The sequence below is a fragment of the uncultured Desulfovibrio sp. genome, assembly GCF_949282365.1.
Classification (GTDB): Bacteria; Desulfobacterota; Desulfovibrionia; order Desulfovibrionales; family Desulfovibrionaceae; genus Desulfovibrio.
In genome coordinates this window covers 185,543-199,878 of record NZ_CASDOY010000001.1, presented here as the reverse complement: position 1 = coordinate 199,878, position 14,336 = coordinate 185,543, and the positions used below count along the sequence as shown (strand labels likewise).

12 protein-coding genes are annotated in these 14,336 nt (G+C 65.8%); 4 read left to right on the top strand and 8 right to left on the bottom strand.

Annotation, left to right across the window (positions count from 1 at the left end):
- The first annotated feature begins 32 nt into the window (after positions 1 to 32).
- From rapZ to Q1X76_RS00850, 4 genes are all read left to right on the top strand, one after another.
- Entirely contained in the window at positions 33 to 932 is a 900-nt protein-coding gene (rapZ, locus tag Q1X76_RS00865) for an RNase adapter RapZ (RefSeq protein ID WP_300717483.1), read from the top strand.
- 68 nt (positions 933 to 1,000) lie between these two features.
- Complete coding sequence (locus Q1X76_RS00860; RefSeq protein WP_006004575.1) at positions 1,001 to 1,444, top strand: PTS sugar transporter subunit IIA; 444 nt, start codon at positions 1,001 to 1,003, stop codon at positions 1,442 to 1,444.
- 3 nt (positions 1,445 to 1,447) lie between these two features.
- Positions 1,448 to 1,909 carry a PTS sugar transporter subunit IIB gene (locus tag Q1X76_RS00855; protein ID WP_300717482.1) on the top strand — a complete coding sequence of 154 codons (462 nt, stop codon included), beginning with the start codon at positions 1,448 to 1,450 and terminating at the stop codon, positions 1,907 to 1,909.
- Between the two features lie 48 nt (positions 1,910 to 1,957).
- On the top strand, positions 1,958 to 2,593 hold the full coding sequence (locus Q1X76_RS00850; RefSeq protein ID WP_366140956.1) for a hypothetical protein: 636 nt from the start codon (positions 1,958 to 1,960) through the stop codon (positions 2,591 to 2,593).
- A gap of 137 nt (positions 2,594 to 2,730) precedes the next feature.
- On the opposite strand, the gene Q1X76_RS00845 is transcribed toward Q1X76_RS00850, so the two are convergent.
- The 8 genes from Q1X76_RS00845 to Q1X76_RS00810 all read right to left on the bottom strand — a co-directional run bounded on the left by Q1X76_RS00845 (position 2,731) and on the right by Q1X76_RS00810 (position 14,241).
- Complete coding sequence (locus tag Q1X76_RS00845; RefSeq protein ID WP_300717480.1) at positions 2,731 to 3,561, bottom strand: rhomboid family intramembrane serine protease; 831 nt, start codon at positions 3,559 to 3,561, stop codon at positions 2,731 to 2,733.
- A 193-nt stretch (positions 3,562 to 3,754) separates the two neighbouring features.
- Entirely contained in the window at positions 3,755 to 3,967 is a 213-nt protein-coding gene (rpmB, locus tag Q1X76_RS00840; protein WP_300717479.1) for a 50S ribosomal protein L28, read from the bottom strand.
- 406 nt (positions 3,968 to 4,373) lie between these two features.
- Positions 4,374 to 4,856 carry a hypothetical protein gene (locus tag Q1X76_RS00835; protein WP_300717478.1) on the bottom strand — a complete coding sequence of 161 codons (483 nt, stop codon included), beginning with the start codon at positions 4,854 to 4,856 and terminating at the stop codon, positions 4,374 to 4,376.
- 57 nt (positions 4,857 to 4,913) lie between these two features.
- Complete coding sequence (locus Q1X76_RS00830) at positions 4,914 to 6,044, bottom strand: nitronate monooxygenase (RefSeq protein ID WP_300717477.1); 1,131 nt, start codon at positions 6,042 to 6,044, stop codon at positions 4,914 to 4,916.
- Positions 6,045 to 6,156: 112 nt separating this feature from the next.
- Complete coding sequence (locus Q1X76_RS00825) at positions 6,157 to 9,087, bottom strand: PD-(D/E)XK nuclease family protein (RefSeq protein WP_300717476.1); 2,931 nt, start codon at positions 9,085 to 9,087, stop codon at positions 6,157 to 6,159.
- Positions 9,084 to 12,356, bottom strand: coding sequence for a UvrD-helicase domain-containing protein (locus Q1X76_RS00820; protein ID WP_300717475.1), 3,273 nt, complete (start codon positions 12,354 to 12,356; stop codon positions 9,084 to 9,086). The genes Q1X76_RS00825 and Q1X76_RS00820 overlap by 4 nt, the downstream gene beginning before the upstream one ends.
- The gene (locus Q1X76_RS00815) at positions 12,349 to 13,668 is read right to left on the bottom strand and encodes an ATP-dependent 6-phosphofructokinase (RefSeq protein ID WP_300717474.1); all 1,320 of its coding nucleotides are present in this window, start codon (positions 13,666 to 13,668) and stop codon (positions 12,349 to 12,351) included. Before Q1X76_RS00815 ends, Q1X76_RS00820 begins: the two co-directional genes overlap by 8 nt.
- A 24-nt stretch (positions 13,669 to 13,692) precedes the next feature.
- Positions 13,693 to 14,241 carry an HDIG domain-containing metalloprotein gene (locus tag Q1X76_RS00810; RefSeq protein WP_300717473.1) on the bottom strand — a complete coding sequence of 183 codons (549 nt, stop codon included), beginning with the start codon at positions 14,239 to 14,241 and terminating at the stop codon, positions 13,693 to 13,695.
- Positions 14,242 to 14,336 lie beyond the last annotated feature (95 nt).

Sequence of the window (14,336 nt, the reverse complement as noted above, 5' to 3'; positions counted from 1 at the left end):
GGCCCCCGCAAGGGGGCCCTTTCGAGAATGCCATGAGCCAGACATCCGATGAAGCGGCGACGCCCGTCCAGATCTGTATCGTCACCGGTCTTTCCGGGGCCGGGAAAAGCACGGCCCTGCAGGTTTTTGAGGATCTGCGCTATTTCACCGTGGACGGTCTGCCCGCCAGTCTGGCGGCTGAAATGGCGGACATGATGCGGCGCGAGTCCATGGAGCGCTTCCGGGGTATGGCCCTTGGCATGGACATGCGGCAGCAGGATTTCCTGGAGGAACTCAACGGTGCGCTGGCCCGGCTGGCCGAGCATGGCATCCGCCCCCTGCTGCTGTTCCTGGAGGCCGGGCAGCAGGAGCTCATGCGGCGCTATGCCACGACCCGCCGCCCGCACCCCCTGGAGTGCGAGGGCATGGGGCTGGAAGACGCCCTGCGCGAAGAGCGCAGCCGTCTGACGCCGGTGCGCGAGATGGCTGATCTGGTCATAGACACCAGCCACTTTTCCATCCATGACTTGCGTCGCGCCATCCAGAAGCGCTGGAGCAGGACGCCGGGCAGGCTCCGGGCCATCCGGGTCAATGTCATCTCTTTCGGCTTCAAGTACGGTGTCCCGCGCGAGGCGGATTTCGTTTTCGACCTGCGTTTCCTGCCCAATCCCTATTTTGTGGAAAAACTGCGCCCGCTCAGCGGCAGGGACAAGGCCGTGCGGGATTATGTCTTCGCTTCCGAGAGTGCGCGGGAATTCGAACGCAGGCTCTTCGACCTGGTGCGTTTCATGCTGCCCCAGATGGAGGCGGAAGGACGCTACAGGGTGACCATCGCCGTGGGCTGTACCGGGGGACGCCACCGTTCGGTGGCCACTGCCGAGGCCCTGTTCCAAATGTTGCGCCAGGCGGATTACCCGGCCAGTGTCGAACACAGGCATCTTGAACTTGGCTAGGAAAGCTGGCACTCTTGCCGCCAGCGGCTGCGCTTCGCAGCAATTTCAGTTCCAGCGCGAGGTATGTCATGTCGGAACAGCAATCTTCCACCCAGGTCGGCATCATCGTCGTCGCCCATGCCGACTATGGTTCTGCCATGTTGCGTACGGCGGAATTCATCCTTGGCACCCTGAGCGACTGTACCTCCATCAGCGTGGACATCGCCCAGGAAGTGCCCGAGACCGTACGCCGTCTGGACGACGCCGCTCAGCGCCTGGACAAGGGCGCCGGGGTCATCATCCTGACCGACATGTTCGGCGGCACCCCTACCAATCTGGCGCTTTCCCTGCTGGGGAGCCACAATGTGGAAGTCGTTACCGGCGTCAACCTGCCCATGCTGCTCAAAGTCTTCACCTGCCGCGAAAAGCCGCTTGCCGAGCTGGCCAAGTTGGCCGGTGAGGCGGGTACCAAGGGCATCGTCGTGGCCGGCAGCATGCTGCGCTCACGGAACAAAGAAAAAACAGGCGATTGATCCATGCTCTGGTTCAGGGTGGACAACCGCCTGGTGCACGGGCAGGTCATCGAAGGCTGGCTGCCGTATGTGGCCGCCCGGCACCTGATAGTGGCCAATGATGCCATGGCTGCGGATCTTCTGCAGCAGCAGATCGTGTCCCTGGCCGTGCCTGAGCAGGTGGCCATGCATTTCGTGCCGGTGGAAGACCTGGGCGAAACGCTGTCCCGCTGCGGCGAGAGCAGTCTCGTGCTCTTTGCCGACTGCCAGGATGCCCGCAAGGCCCTGGAGAGCGGGGTGGGCATCCGCGCGCTCAATATCGGCAATTTGCACTATGCACCGGGCAAGATCCAGGTCTTCCCCCATGTGGCCCTTTCCGAGCAGGACAGGACGGACCTGCGGGCCATGCTGCAGCAGGCTGTGGAACTGGATTTCCGCTGTGTACCGTCCGACAAAATCCGGGATGCCTATGAGCAGCTTCTCTGATGCCCTCGTGCTGGGCCTGCAGTACGCTTTTTTTTTGTCCTCGCGGGGATAGCCCGTTCTTCCTGCATCGTCAGGCTGGTTGACAGGCCGCTGTTCTGGGCCCTGCTGCTGGGGGTGATCTCCGGCCACTGGCAACCTGCGCTCTCCCTGGGGATCGTGGTCGAGCTCTTGTGGCTCGACGTCATCGCCCTGGGGAGCGTCGTCCCGCCCTTCGGGACACTGGCCTTCCTGCTGCTTTTCCCCCTCTCCATCGATCCGGGCTGGACAGAGGCCCATCAGTTTCTCGCGCCGCTGATGCTCGCGGTCTTCGCGGCCTACGGGGCCAGCTATGCGGAGCGCTACCAGCGGATAGCGCTCAATCCGCTGGTGGATCTGGTGGCGGCCCCGGCCCGTTCCGAGCACGGCTGGAGCCCCGGCCGGGCGGTGCTCCTGGGCGCGGTGGTACGCGCTGTCTGGCAGTTCGCGCTCTATATGCTCTGCTTCACGGCCTTGTGGCTGCTCTGTCGTCTGCTGGGCGACGGCCTTTCCCTGTTCAAGGGCCAGATGACCTGGCCCATGCTCTTCGGCGCCAGCATGGTGGGCGGTATCCTTTCGTTGCGCACCCGGCGGGCCTATGCCTGCCTCATGGGGACCTTCGTGACGGTCTGGGCTGTTTTGGCCGTGACCCGACTGCAACTTTTCTAGCGGTCTGTTTGGGAGGATGCCGGGGGACTTTCTCCCGCAGGGCAGGCATATCCCCACCAGCATCGGTGCCCTTGAGGGCGACTGGCTGCGCATCCGGTATGTTCCCGGTCGGGCGGCGCAGCTTTTTTATAACCGGCTTACACCCCGGCAAAGGCCCGCAGCCAGGCCAGGACAGGCAGGGCCAGGGCCAGCAGGGCGGCCGCCCATTGCGACAGGCCCGGCCAGCGGCGGCGCTCGCACAGTGCTTCGCCGAAGCCCAGGACCGTACCGGCGGCCAGACCGCAGACGTGGGCCAGATAATCCACGTTCCCTTCACCCATGCCCCACATGGCCAGGATGCCGATACCGGCGGCCAGCGGCAGATAGCGCTTGTTCTCATGGTGCAGGATCATGAATCCGGCCAGAGCGCCGATGGCCGCGAAAACGGCTGTGGAAAAGCCCAGGCTCAGGACGAATTCGCGCCGCAGCAGGACCGTGAGCGCATTGCCGAAGCCGCCTCCGGCAACGGCCAGCAGCAGAGCCCGGCCAGGACCTGTCAGCCGGGCCAGCAGAGGCAGCATGAGGCCGCCCAGCATCACATTGCCGGCCAGGTGCGCCGCGTCGGCATGCAGGGTCAGGGCCGTGAACAGGCGCTGGTATTCGCCGTAGATGCGCAGGCGCACGTTGTCCAGCACGCCCGCCGCCTCCCAGAGCCCGGGCAGGGGCAGGGCCTCCGGTGCTGCCCACCAGCCGGCACGCAGGCCGTGCCAGAGCACGAGCAGCAGCAGGGGCAGGGCGGCCAGCCAGCAGCGGTCATGGAGGGCGGGCGGCAGGCCACGGGGAGCCGGGGGGCGCTGCTTTTCCTCATGAAAAAGGTGCAGTTCCCGCCGGGCGATACGCTCCAGCAGGGCCGGTATATAGATGTATTCTTTTTGCCGGAAGCGCCAGAGCTGGTGTGGGATGCCGCAGGCACTGAGGACAAGGATCATCTCCTGCCGCTGGCTGTAGGAGACGATCCCGGCCGGACCGGTGAGGGAGCGCCATCCGGGCGGGAGAGGACGCGGACGGCGCTGGACGTGCCAGTATCCCGCAAGCGGGGCTGGCAGGCGCAACAGACGGGGCTTCATAGTAAAAAAGCCCCGATTGCAGGCGCAACCGGGGCCGTACTGGCAAAAAGCGGACTTAGTCCTGCTTGGCGCGGGCGGCGGGCTTGGTCACCGCACCGGAGCGCAGGCAACGGGTGCACACGGTCAGGGTGCGCACGGTGCCGTCAGCGAACTGATGGCGCACGCGCTGCAGGTTGGGGTTGAAACGGCGCTTGGTCTTGATGTTGGAATGGCTGACAAGATTGCCGACCTGGGGCTTTTTGCCGCAGAAATCGCATTCTTTGCTCATGATGTCCTCCGTATATGCAGAAAACTGTGTATATCGTTGATGCGGCAAAGCCGGGTAACAGCGGCCGCGCATTGCGCAGGCAATGAGCCATGCATCCAGCATGGCCGCGCAAGCAGTTCCTTTACCCAAGCTTTGCGAAAAAGGCAAGCCTTTTTCCGGGAACGGCCGAAATTTCTTTGTCCTGCTCAGGGCCGGCTTCAGGGAAGTCCCGCACGGCAAGGTACGGCATCCAGGCCGGGCCCGGATCGCAGCGGAGCGGCGCGCAGGTGGTATCGCGGCGCTGGAACAATGGAGAGAGGCGGCAGAGGTGTCGAACGTGACGGCGGGGATGCGTCGCCCTCCCGGAGCCGCATTCCCGTTTGCCGCCGCGCGGCAGGCCGCGTCGTCACGCGGGGCTTCCCGGCCCTCATCCCTTTGCGGGGGCAAGACAGGGGCAGACCATCTGGCGTCGCGGCGGACGCAGGCCCGCGGGGAAGCGGCAATTCGCCTGTTCCGCCTCCGCGCGCGTCACCAGACGGCAGCGTGCCCGGCAGCCGATGGCATAGGGCGGCAGCCAGCCCTGCCAGTGCGGCGTGGCCGCATCCACGGCCAGCAACGCCAGTCCGCGGCAGCCGGAGCAGTCGGCACAAGGCTCCGGCGGCAGTTCCAGCAGGCAGCAGGCATCGGGCCGCTGTTCCAGGGTCGCCATGACATCCGTCATGCGGCGGCGCAGGTCCAGCTCCGCATCCATGGCCGCAGCGCAGGCGTCGGCCTCGAAGCCCAGCTCCTCATAGGCCATCCAGATGACTTCGCCGTTCATGCGGCTGTACAGGGGATGGCTGTTGCGCAGGCGCTTGTCTTCGCTGGGGGGCAGGGTGGCGCTGTCCACAGGGGGAAAGGAATCATCCATGGCGGTCAGGCTCAAAAAAAGGGGCCGGGATACCGGCCCCTGATGAAGTGCTTGGAGCTATTTCAGCAGCCCTTGCAGGGTCTGCTTGCCCCTGGCGAGTGCCTGATCGAATTCCTGCTGCAGGGAATCCATCAATTCCTTGACCGAGACGATGCTGTTGACGCGGGCCACATTGGCGCCGCAGAAAGCAAAGCCCCGTTCCAGGTTGCCCTTCATGGCGCTGATGAGCGCCTGGGCGATGCAATAGGGCGTCTTTTCCTGGTCGCAGGTATGCACGCAATGGAAGACGCACTTGAAGGGTTTTTTGTCCCCCTTGCGGGCGGACTCGATAAAGGCGTTCTGCAGGGCGCGGCCGGGCATGCCCACCGGGCTCTTGATGATGGTGATGTCTTCCTCGCGGGCCGAGATATAGCTTTGTTTGAAGCGTTCATCGGCATCGCATTCCTTGGTGGCCACGAAGCGGGTGCCCATCTGGACGCCGGAAGCGCCCAGATCGAGGAATTTCTTGATGTCCTCGCCGGTATAGACGCCGCCGGCGGCGATGACGGGCACGGGACGGCCCTTCTGGTCTTCAAGACGTTTGGCTGCTTCCACCACCTGGGGGACCAGGACTTCCAGGGCAAAGTTCGGGTCGTTGATCTCTTCGCGCTTGAAGCCCAGATGGCCGCCGGCCTTGGGGCCTTCCACCACGAAGGCGTCAGGCAGGTAGTCGAAACGGGAGAGCCACTTGCGGGCGATCAGGGTCGCCGCGCGGGCGGAAGAGACGATGGGGACCAGCTTGGTCTTGAACTCTTCCTTCTTTTCTTCGCAGGCCTGCAGCAGATGCCGGGGCATGTCCAGAGGCAGGCCTGCGCCGGAGAAGATGATGTCGGCACGGTTCTCGATGGCCGTGCGCACCATCTGGCTGAACGTGGTCAGCGCCACCATGATGTTGACGCCGATGATGCCCTGGGTCTTTTCCCGGGCTTTGGCCAGTTCCTGGCGCAGGGCGCGCAGATTGGCTTCGATGGGATTCTTGGCCACATCGGGTTCTTTCATCCCGATCATGGCTCCGGCGATGACGCCGATGCCGCCCTGATTGGCAACGGCGGAGGCAAGGCCGGAAAGGGAAATGCCAACACCCATGCCTCCCTGGACGATGGGCATCTTAGCGGTCAGGTCTCCAATGGACAAGGAAGGGAAAGCCATGATGCAACCTCCAACATGGCGCTATAAGGTAAGGCCCTCGGCGGACCGTATGAAAGCATTTTTCAAATAATGACTAACAAAAAAAGCAAATCTTCACAAGGGGAGCGGCTTGTCAGGCCTGACAAAGGGCCTGGTAATCGCACCAGCGGCAGCCGTCATCCGGCCGCCCGCTGAAGTCTGGGCCGTGCTCCATATGCCAGAGCAGCAGGGAAAGGACGGCGGCGCACTGCCGCAGACGTTTGCGGTTGTCCGGCTCCAGCCGGGGGCCGAACAGCCAGTGCTCCCGTCCCGTGTCGCGCAGTTCCACCAGGGCGGCATCGTGCAGGTCCGTGTATCCGGCGGCCTCGAGCATGCACAGATAGGCCGGCAGCTGCACGATATGCAGTTTTTCGGCCAGCGTGGCGAAGGCCTCGTCGGCCAGCCGCAGACGTTCGTCCGGCGGGCTGTCCGCCGTCTGTACCCGGGCGATGCGCGCGAACAGCTCCTTGTCCTCCCAGAGATCCCCGGAGGGGCTGTTGATGATGCCCGTTTTGTAGTCCACGATGCAGAGCCCGTCCTCGCGACGGTCCAGTCTGTCCAGACGTCCCCGCAGGCAATAATCCCGCCCGTTGCAGCGGATGGACTGGGTCAGCGGGAATTCCAGCTCCAGGATGGTGGCCCTGGGCTGCCCGCGCAGATAGTCCTCCAGGCGGCGGGGCGCGGCCATGGCGAACATCATCAGGCTGTCGGGCGGCAGCAGGTTTTGCAGCTTGTGCCGTTCCATCTGCTGCCGCAAGGCGGCCTGCACGCTTTCCATGCTGATGCTGGAGCCGTCCACCTCTTTGTTGCGGAACGGGCTGTACAGCTGTTGCAGGACATCGTGCAGCACGGAGCCCACTTCCGCAGGATCATCTTTTTCATTGACCTCCTCCACGGGGCGGAAGCGGCAGAGGTGTTTCCAGACAAAGGCCAGCGGGCAGCGCAGGTAGGTGTCCAGCGCCGTGGGCGAAATGGGTGTGGCCAGGAAGGCCCGCATGGCATCCTGCAAGGCCGGGGTACGCTGCAGGACAAGGCCTTGTGCCGGCAGGGGAGAGATATCGCAGGCGGCCACGGCCAGCGGTGGCGTGCCTGCCTTGAGGAGCTTGCCATTGCGCCGTTCATGTTCCCAGATCAGCTGCTCCACGAAGCGGCTGCGGATCTTCTTGCTGTCCATGAGGCCGGAACGCCCCTGGCTCTCCTGCCAGTAAAAACGGACTTCCCGGGCACAGGCGCACAGGCGGTAGAGGGTGTGGGAGGCCGCGCGCTCCCGGCGTCGGGCATCGGGCAGGCCGAGGATGCGGCGCAGGCTGTCCGGCAGCAGAGGGTCCTGGGCCGGCGTTCCGGGCAGGACGTCGTCCGTGGCGTCCACGATGAAGACCCTGTCGAACTGGAGCAGGCGGCTTTCCAGCATGCCCAGTACCTGTATGCCGCCCAACGGATCGGCTTCGAAGGGGATGCGCTGCTGTTGCAGCAGCTGCCGGGCCAGAGCGTGCAGCAGACGGGGGGGCAGTTCCTCGCCGGCCAGGGCATTGTGCTGCAATTCCGGAACGCAGTGGCGCACAAGACGGTACAGGGCCTCGGCATCCAGCGGGAAGCGTTGCCAGACGCCCTGCCCGTAGCGGGTCAAAAGGTCGCTCAGGCGCAGCAGCGCGCCGGCCAGCGCGGACAGGCTGTCGACGCTGCCAAAATCCTTCAGCAGCAGGGCCAGCAGGGCCAGCAGCAGGTCGCGTTCCGGGCTGGCCGCTTCGGCCTCCAGCACGGCCTGCAGGTCTTCGGCGGCCACCAGACGCCTGCCGGTGCGGACATGTTTTTCCAGCAGGCGCAGCAGGGGGCGCAGGGGGCGCGCGGCCTTGTCGTCAGTCTCCCCGGCCCGCAGCATGCCCAGATAGGGATGGCGCAGGCAGGCCAGCAACTGCCGCCAGTAGAACAGGCCCTCCCTGTCCCTGCCCTCGTGCAGCTGGAACAGGCTGTCCAGCAGGTGGTAGAGGGGCGAGCGCTCCAGGGGATAGCCCATGGAGATGTTGACGTCCTTGTCGGGCAAGTGATGCAGCACGGGCAGGAGCAGATCGCCGTGGGTCAGCAGGATGGCCGTGGAGGCTGTGGAAGGAGCTTCCAGATCCTGCCGCAGGGACCTGAGCTGGGAATGGAGGTCATAGCCGCTGAAATAGTGCCATTTTTGCGGATCGTCCGCGCAGGCGGGGCCGTCGTCTGCCCAGAGGTCGGTCGCGGCCTGCCAGCGCTGTATCCAGGCCGCCTGCTCGCGGCAGGCCCAGTGGACGGGAGCCTGCCGGTCGCCGGCCGCGGCCAGTGCCGGATCGCCATGCAGGCAGACCCGGGCCCCGGCCTGCCAGAGACTGCGCAGCAGGAGGTCCTCGGTCTCGGTCAGCAGGGAAAAACCGGCCAGCAGCACGGGACGGTCCGCCGCGGGCCGCAGGAGGTCGGGGATGGCTGCGGCGTGCCGGGCCGCCAGCCAGAAATCATGGCCCGGTGTGGTCCAGCCCCGCCGGGCCAGAGCGGCCACATAGGCGTCGCGGATGCGCCCCAACGCGCCCAGCAGGGCCGCCGCCGGGGGGCTGACATCGTCGATGAAGGGCAGGTCGTCCGTGACCATGTTTTGGCCCAGCAATTCCTCCAGCAGTCCGGCCAGACGGATGCCCCAGGGCAGGAAAGCCCCCGGGGGCAGATCGCCGAAACGCTTTTCTAGTTCATGGTCTTCAGCGGCCAGTTCCCGCACGCAGTCCCGCAGCAGGGCGACCCGGTCCAGCAGGCAGGCCGTGCGCAGGGACGCGGCGCTGCCGTGCATGCGCCACAGGCAGACCATGTCCGGCAGGGAAAGGACCTTGGGCAGCAGACCGGTGGCGCCGTCGGCGGCATAGAGGTCCACCAGATAGCGCCAGGGGCGGTTGTGGGGGACGATGATGACTGCGGATCCCGGATGTCCCCCGCTCCACAGGTCGACGGCCTGTTTCAGGGCCGGCAGGAAAGGACGTCGCCAGGAAAAGATGTGGAAGGGGCTGGCGCTCATGCGTGGACCTCACTGAAATAACGGGGAAAGGCTCCAAGGTCCGTGAACAGTTCCGAGGCCTTGTCCGGCTCCACCAGACGGAATGCCTGCCTGTCCAGATAGATCAGCAGGCCACGGGCGGGACCTGCCCCGCTCTGTTCCAGGCAGTGCAGATAGCGCCGGACCTGCCGGACGTGCTCGTCCACGACCGTGCCGCTCTTGTAGTCCACCACCAGCGTGCCCCACGCGAGGGGCACGATGAGGTCCGCTCGCAACAGCTCGCGACGGGGCCCGTCGGCCGCCAGCATGGACTGCTCCGGCACGCCGCGCCGCTGCCAGAGGGCGAACTGGGGCAGGCGCAGCAGCCAGGCCAGACAGTTTTCCATGTCCGCGGCAAGGCTGTCCCGGCCGGGGCCGTCCCCGTTGTCCGACAGGGGGATGGTGGACAGGACGTCACGCACGGCGGCCCTGATGTTGTCCGCATCCAGGCCACCCAGAGGCAGTTGCTCCAGGCAGGCATGCAGCAGGGTCCCGCGATCACGCGCGGAAAAGCTCATCCGTTCCAGAGGGTTGCGGTAGATCTTGAGCCGCGGGAGCCATTGCATGGGCCGCCAGTCCTCGGGCGGGTCGCATGCGGTCCGCGGGCGGTCCTGCGTCTCCTGCCCCTGCGGGCCCACGTCCTGCGCGGGGGCGTCCGCCTCGTCGTCCTGCGGCGCGGGGCGTCGGGGATGCCGGATGTCGTCCCGGCCCTCCAGCAGATAAGGCACCTCCAGATCCGCCTGCCGCCACAGCACGTCCAGGGCGTCGCTGCCACAGCCCTTGCGCACGCTGGCGGCCCTGGTGCGGAACACATGGAGCTCGTTCCGGGCACGGGTGAAGGCCACATAGAACTGGTTGAGCAGCTCCACGGCCTGATGCAGCAGGGCCTCGTAATAGATCCTGCCGCAATGCGGGCCGTTCTTGCAGACCATGCGCAGGCCGTCCTCTTCCATCAGCACGGGGCCGTCCGCCTTGAGCAGGGCATTGGTCCAGGGCAGGATGACCACGGGGGCCTCGAGCCCCTTGGATTTGTGGATGGTCATGATGCGCACGGCATTGATGCTCTCGGGCATGGGGACTTTCTCTTCCGCCCCCTTTTCCTGCCAGTGGGCCAGGAAGTCGGGCAGGGTCCCCAGCCCCTGGTCCTCGGCATTGCGCAGCACTTCAAGAAAACAGCGCAGGAAGACGTCGGCCCCGGGATGGCGCTCAAAGACCCGCAGGCGGCCGTACCATTCCATGACGGTGTCGTACGGCGTCATGAGACCGGCCTGATTATGGAAGGGCGCCAGGACCGTGTCCCAGAAAATGGGGAATCCCTGTTGCAGATGCTGGAGCAGGGGCGTGCCGCCGCGTCCCGCGCAGCTGTCGTGCAGTTGCTGCAGGTCGGGCACGGGCAGGGGGCCCTCCTGCACCAGACTGCCCGTGACCACGGTCCAGAGGGCCAGCTCGTCTTCCGCATTGCACAGGAACTGCAACAGGGCCACGCTCTGCACCACCAGAGGATGACTGGCCAGCAGCAGGCTGTTTTCCGTGACCATGGGGATACCGGCGGCGGCCAGGGCTTCGGCCACCAGGGAGGCCTGGGCGTTGCTGCGCACCAGGACCAGCATCTCCTGCCAGGCATGGTGCGGCGCCAGCCGTTGCAAGATCACGGTGCAGAGGTGGCGCAGGACCCGTTCGTTCAGTTCATCGCTGGTGTCGCCCTCGATCTCTCCCACGCACACCAGCCCCCCGGCCGCGGACTGGGGGGAAAACTCTTGGGCCGTACCCGCATAGCCCGCAGCCACACGCCCGGCAAAGCCGTCCAGCAGGTCCGGGGGCGTATCCTGCGGCATCAGGGCGCCAAGGGCCTGACGGGCCACGGTGGCATCGGCCAGCGGCGAGAACAGGGCGTTGTTGTGGGCGATGATCTGGCGGCAGCTGCGCCAGTTGGCGGGCAGCGTCTCGTGACGGGGATCCGGGGCCAGTCGCAGCAGCGGGGCCTCGATACCGTCGAACAGCGCGGCATCCCCGCCGCGCCAGCCGTAGATGGCCTGTTTCACATCGCCAACCCAGGTCAGGGAGCCGCCCCGGGCCAGGGCCTCCTCCACCAGCGGGCTCAGGGCCTGCCACTGCTCGCGGCTGGTGTCCTGGAACTCGTCCAGCAAAAAATACTGCAAACGGCTGCCCAGGCGGCACAGGGCCTCGGAAACGCCAAAACGGCCGTCGAGCACCTGTTTGGCCAGCTCCGGCACACGCACGGCGGGCAGGGTGCCTTCCTGCTGCTGGTTGGCACGCAGGGCCTGGACGAGCAGGGTGGCCAGCCGGACGGCCGGGGCGAAGTTGCGTGCCGAACGGAGCAGGGCGTGGCGGCGCACGAAGCCGGGCAGCCAGCCCCGCAGCTGCTCCAGGGCCGTGTCCAGTTCCGGGCTGCAGGCAGACTTGGCATTGAGGAACTTGGCGACGGCGCTGTCCGTGACGAATTTGGACCTTAAGGCCGCCTCCTGCCGGTCCCGCAGGTTTTCCAGCGCCTTGCGGGCATTGGCGTTGACAGCGGCCTTGCAGCTGACCGCTTCGCGCAGGACAACGGTGGCCAGCTGGCTGGCACGCTGCCATTGCTGCCGGGAGCGTTCCTCCAGCTCGTCCGGCCCCGCGATATCCGTGAACTCCCCGCGCAGGATGCCGTCCAGCAGGGGGCGGACGATATCGCCCAGCTTGTCCCCGGCGCTGAAGCCCTTGCTCTGCTGCACATGGACGATGGCCCAGTACAGGTCGCGCAGCAGTTTTTCCATGGCCTCGTTGCCTTGGGCGGCCTGGTTCAGCAAGGTGTCGAGATAGGGCGTCACGGCATCCATGCTCACGAAGGCGGGCTGGAAGTCCGGCGGCAGCCCCAGCTGCAGGGCGGCCGCGCGCACGATGGCGTGGAGCAGGCTGTCGATGGTGCGGATGTTGAGGCTGCCCAGATCGTGCAGAATGACGTCCAGCCAGCGGGCGGCCGCGGCGGGCGTCAGGGGGATGCCTTGTTCCGGCGTGCCCAGGGCGATGCGCTTGAGACGGCCGATGACGCGGTCGCGCATCTCGCCGGCAGCGGCATTGGTGAAGGTGATGGCCAGGATCTCGTCCCAGCCGGAGGGGCCGTTGCCCAGCCCGCAGGCGGACGAAGCCGCTGGCGCCGGGGTCCCGCAGGCGGCCAGCAGGCACAGGAAACGCCGGGTCAGGTCATAGGTCTTGCCTGACCCGGCGGAGGCTTTGACCTGATTCAGGCTAGCCACGGGGTTCCTGCTGCGGCAGCATGCCGGCCAGCATGCCCTGACCGGTGGATTCCAGCGCGGCACGCCAGAGGTCGGAGTAGATATTGAGCTTGCGGCGGCGGCGCGTCACCAGTTCCAGCGGCAGATGCACATAACGGTCCTGGATCTTGCCCACCACCATGTCGGTGCGCCCGGCCATGGCCGCATGCACGGCGTACTGGCCCAGGAAGCCGCAATAGACCTTGTCGTTGGCCGTGGCGGGCACGGAACGGATGATGTAGCTGGGGTCGATGTACTTGATGCCGTGGGAGATGCCGCGCGCGTCCATGTAGCGCTTGATCTCCGAGCGCAGCAGGTCGGCCACGTCGCCCAGCATCAGGTTGCCCGAGGCATCGGTGGCGCCGGATCGGTCCAGCAGATGCTGCCCCGCGCCTTCCGCCGCCACGATGACGGCATGATGACGGCTTTTCAGGCGTTCTTCCAGGGCGGGCAGCAGGCCGCCTTCGCCTTCCAGGCTGAAAGGCGCTTCGGGGACCAGGACGAAGTTCACTTCCTTCATGGCCAGTGTGGCCTGGGCGGCGATGAAGCCCGATTCACGGCCCATGAGCTTGACCAGGCCGATGCCGTTGGGCATGCCCTTGGCTTCGTTATGGGCGCATTCGATGGCTTCGGTGGCCTTGAAGACCGCCGTTTCAAAACCGAAGGACTGGGGGATGAAGTTGATGTCGTTGTCGATGGTCTTGGGGATGCCGATGACGGCGATCCTGAGATTGCGCGCCTGTACCGCGCGGCTGATGCTCAGGGCGGCCTTCATGCTGCCGTCGCCGCCGATGACGAACAGGACGCTGACATTGGAGCGTTCCAGACTGTCCACGATCTCCTCGGAGGACTGGGGCCCGCGCGAGGAGCCGAGGATGGTGCCGCCAAAACGGTGGATGTCGGCCACGCGTTCGGGCGTCAGGTCTATGGGCTGGTGTCCGTAGGACGGGATGAAGCCTTCCAGACCATAGCGGATGCCCATGATGGAGGGCACATGGTAGGCGTGATATGCCTCCATGACGATGGCCCGGATGACGTCGTTGAGCCCGGGGCAGAGGCCGCCGCAGGTGACGATGGCGCATTTGGCCCTGCTGGGATCGAAATAGAGTTTCTTCCGGGGCCCGGCGGCCTCGAAGTCCAGGCGCACGGGTTCGGTGAATTCCTCGCAGAGTTCCTTGTCCACCTGGACAGGCAGACGCACGTCGTCCACCCAGGTGAGGTAGGGCAGCCGGGAGATGATTTTGGGCGTGCCGAGGGTGCGGATAGTGGTATCGATGGAGCCGGTGTCGGTCATGCTGCTACCTCATGCGTACGCGGTTCAGGCAGGTTGGGAAAAGCAGTCGCGCATGGCGGCGATGGAAAGGGCCAGGAATGCGTCCAGGGGCAGGCCCGCCTGTTCGCACTGGCGGATGTTGTCCCGGCAGACGCTGGCGGCAAAGGCCTTGTCCTTCATCTTCTTCTTGATGCTCTTGACCTCCATGCCTTCGTAGCCCGTGGGACGCATCAGGGCCGCGGCGCTGATGAGGCCGGTGATGGTCTCGCCGCAGCGCAGGGCGTAGTCGAAACGGCTCTGGGGCGCGCAGCCGGTCATTTCGCCGTTGTGGGCCCGGATGGCGGTCAGGGCTTCTTCCGGCAGCTTGCCTTCCAGCAGGCGGGCGCCTTCCAGACCGTGCTTTCCCGGCGTGGCTTCCGTGGCGGGATAGTCCACATCATGGAGCAGTCCGGTCAGGCCCCACAATTCTTCATCTTCGCCGAACTGGCGGGCCAGCGCCCGCATCACGGCCTCGGAAGCAAGGGAATGCTGCAGCAGGCCCGCCTGGACATGGTTTTCCGCCAGCAGGGCCAGCGCTTCGTCTCGTGAAATCATGGTGATGTTCTCCTTGTCACAAGTCTAGAACATGGAGAAGGGCATAGCAAGAAAAAGCCCTGTGCATTCTGGTGCCGGTCCGGCAGCCGTTCGCC

Coding starts and splice junctions, on each gene's coding strand:
- rapZ (WP_300717483.1), top strand. CDS start 33: ATGAGCCAGACATCCGATGAAGCGGCGACGCCCGTCCAGATCTGTATC.
- Q1X76_RS00860 (WP_006004575.1), top strand. CDS start 1,001: ATGTCGGAACAGCAATCTTCCACCCAGGTCGGCATCATCGTCGTCGCC.
- Q1X76_RS00855 (WP_300717482.1), top strand. CDS start 1,448: ATGCTCTGGTTCAGGGTGGACAACCGCCTGGTGCACGGGCAGGTCATC.
- Q1X76_RS00845 (WP_300717480.1), bottom strand. CDS start 3,561: ATGATCCTTGTCCTCAGTGCCTGCGGCATCCCACACCAGCTCTGGCGC.
- rpmB (WP_300717479.1), bottom strand. CDS start 3,967: ATGAGCAAAGAATGCGATTTCTGCGGCAAAAAGCCCCAGGTCGGCAAT.
- Q1X76_RS00835 (WP_300717478.1), bottom strand. CDS start 4,856: ATGGATGATTCCTTTCCCCCTGTGGACAGCGCCACCCTGCCCCCCAGC.
- Q1X76_RS00830 (WP_300717477.1), bottom strand. CDS start 6,044: ATGGCTTTCCCTTCCTTGTCCATTGGAGACCTGACCGCTAAGATGCCC.
- Q1X76_RS00825 (WP_300717476.1), bottom strand. CDS start 9,087: ATGAGCGCCAGCCCCTTCCACATCTTTTCCTGGCGACGTCCTTTCCTG.
- Q1X76_RS00815 (WP_300717474.1), bottom strand. CDS start 13,668: ATGACCGACACCGGCTCCATCGATACCACTATCCGCACCCTCGGCACG.
- Q1X76_RS00810 (WP_300717473.1), bottom strand. CDS start 14,241: ATGATTTCACGAGACGAAGCGCTGGCCCTGCTGGCGGAAAACCATGTC.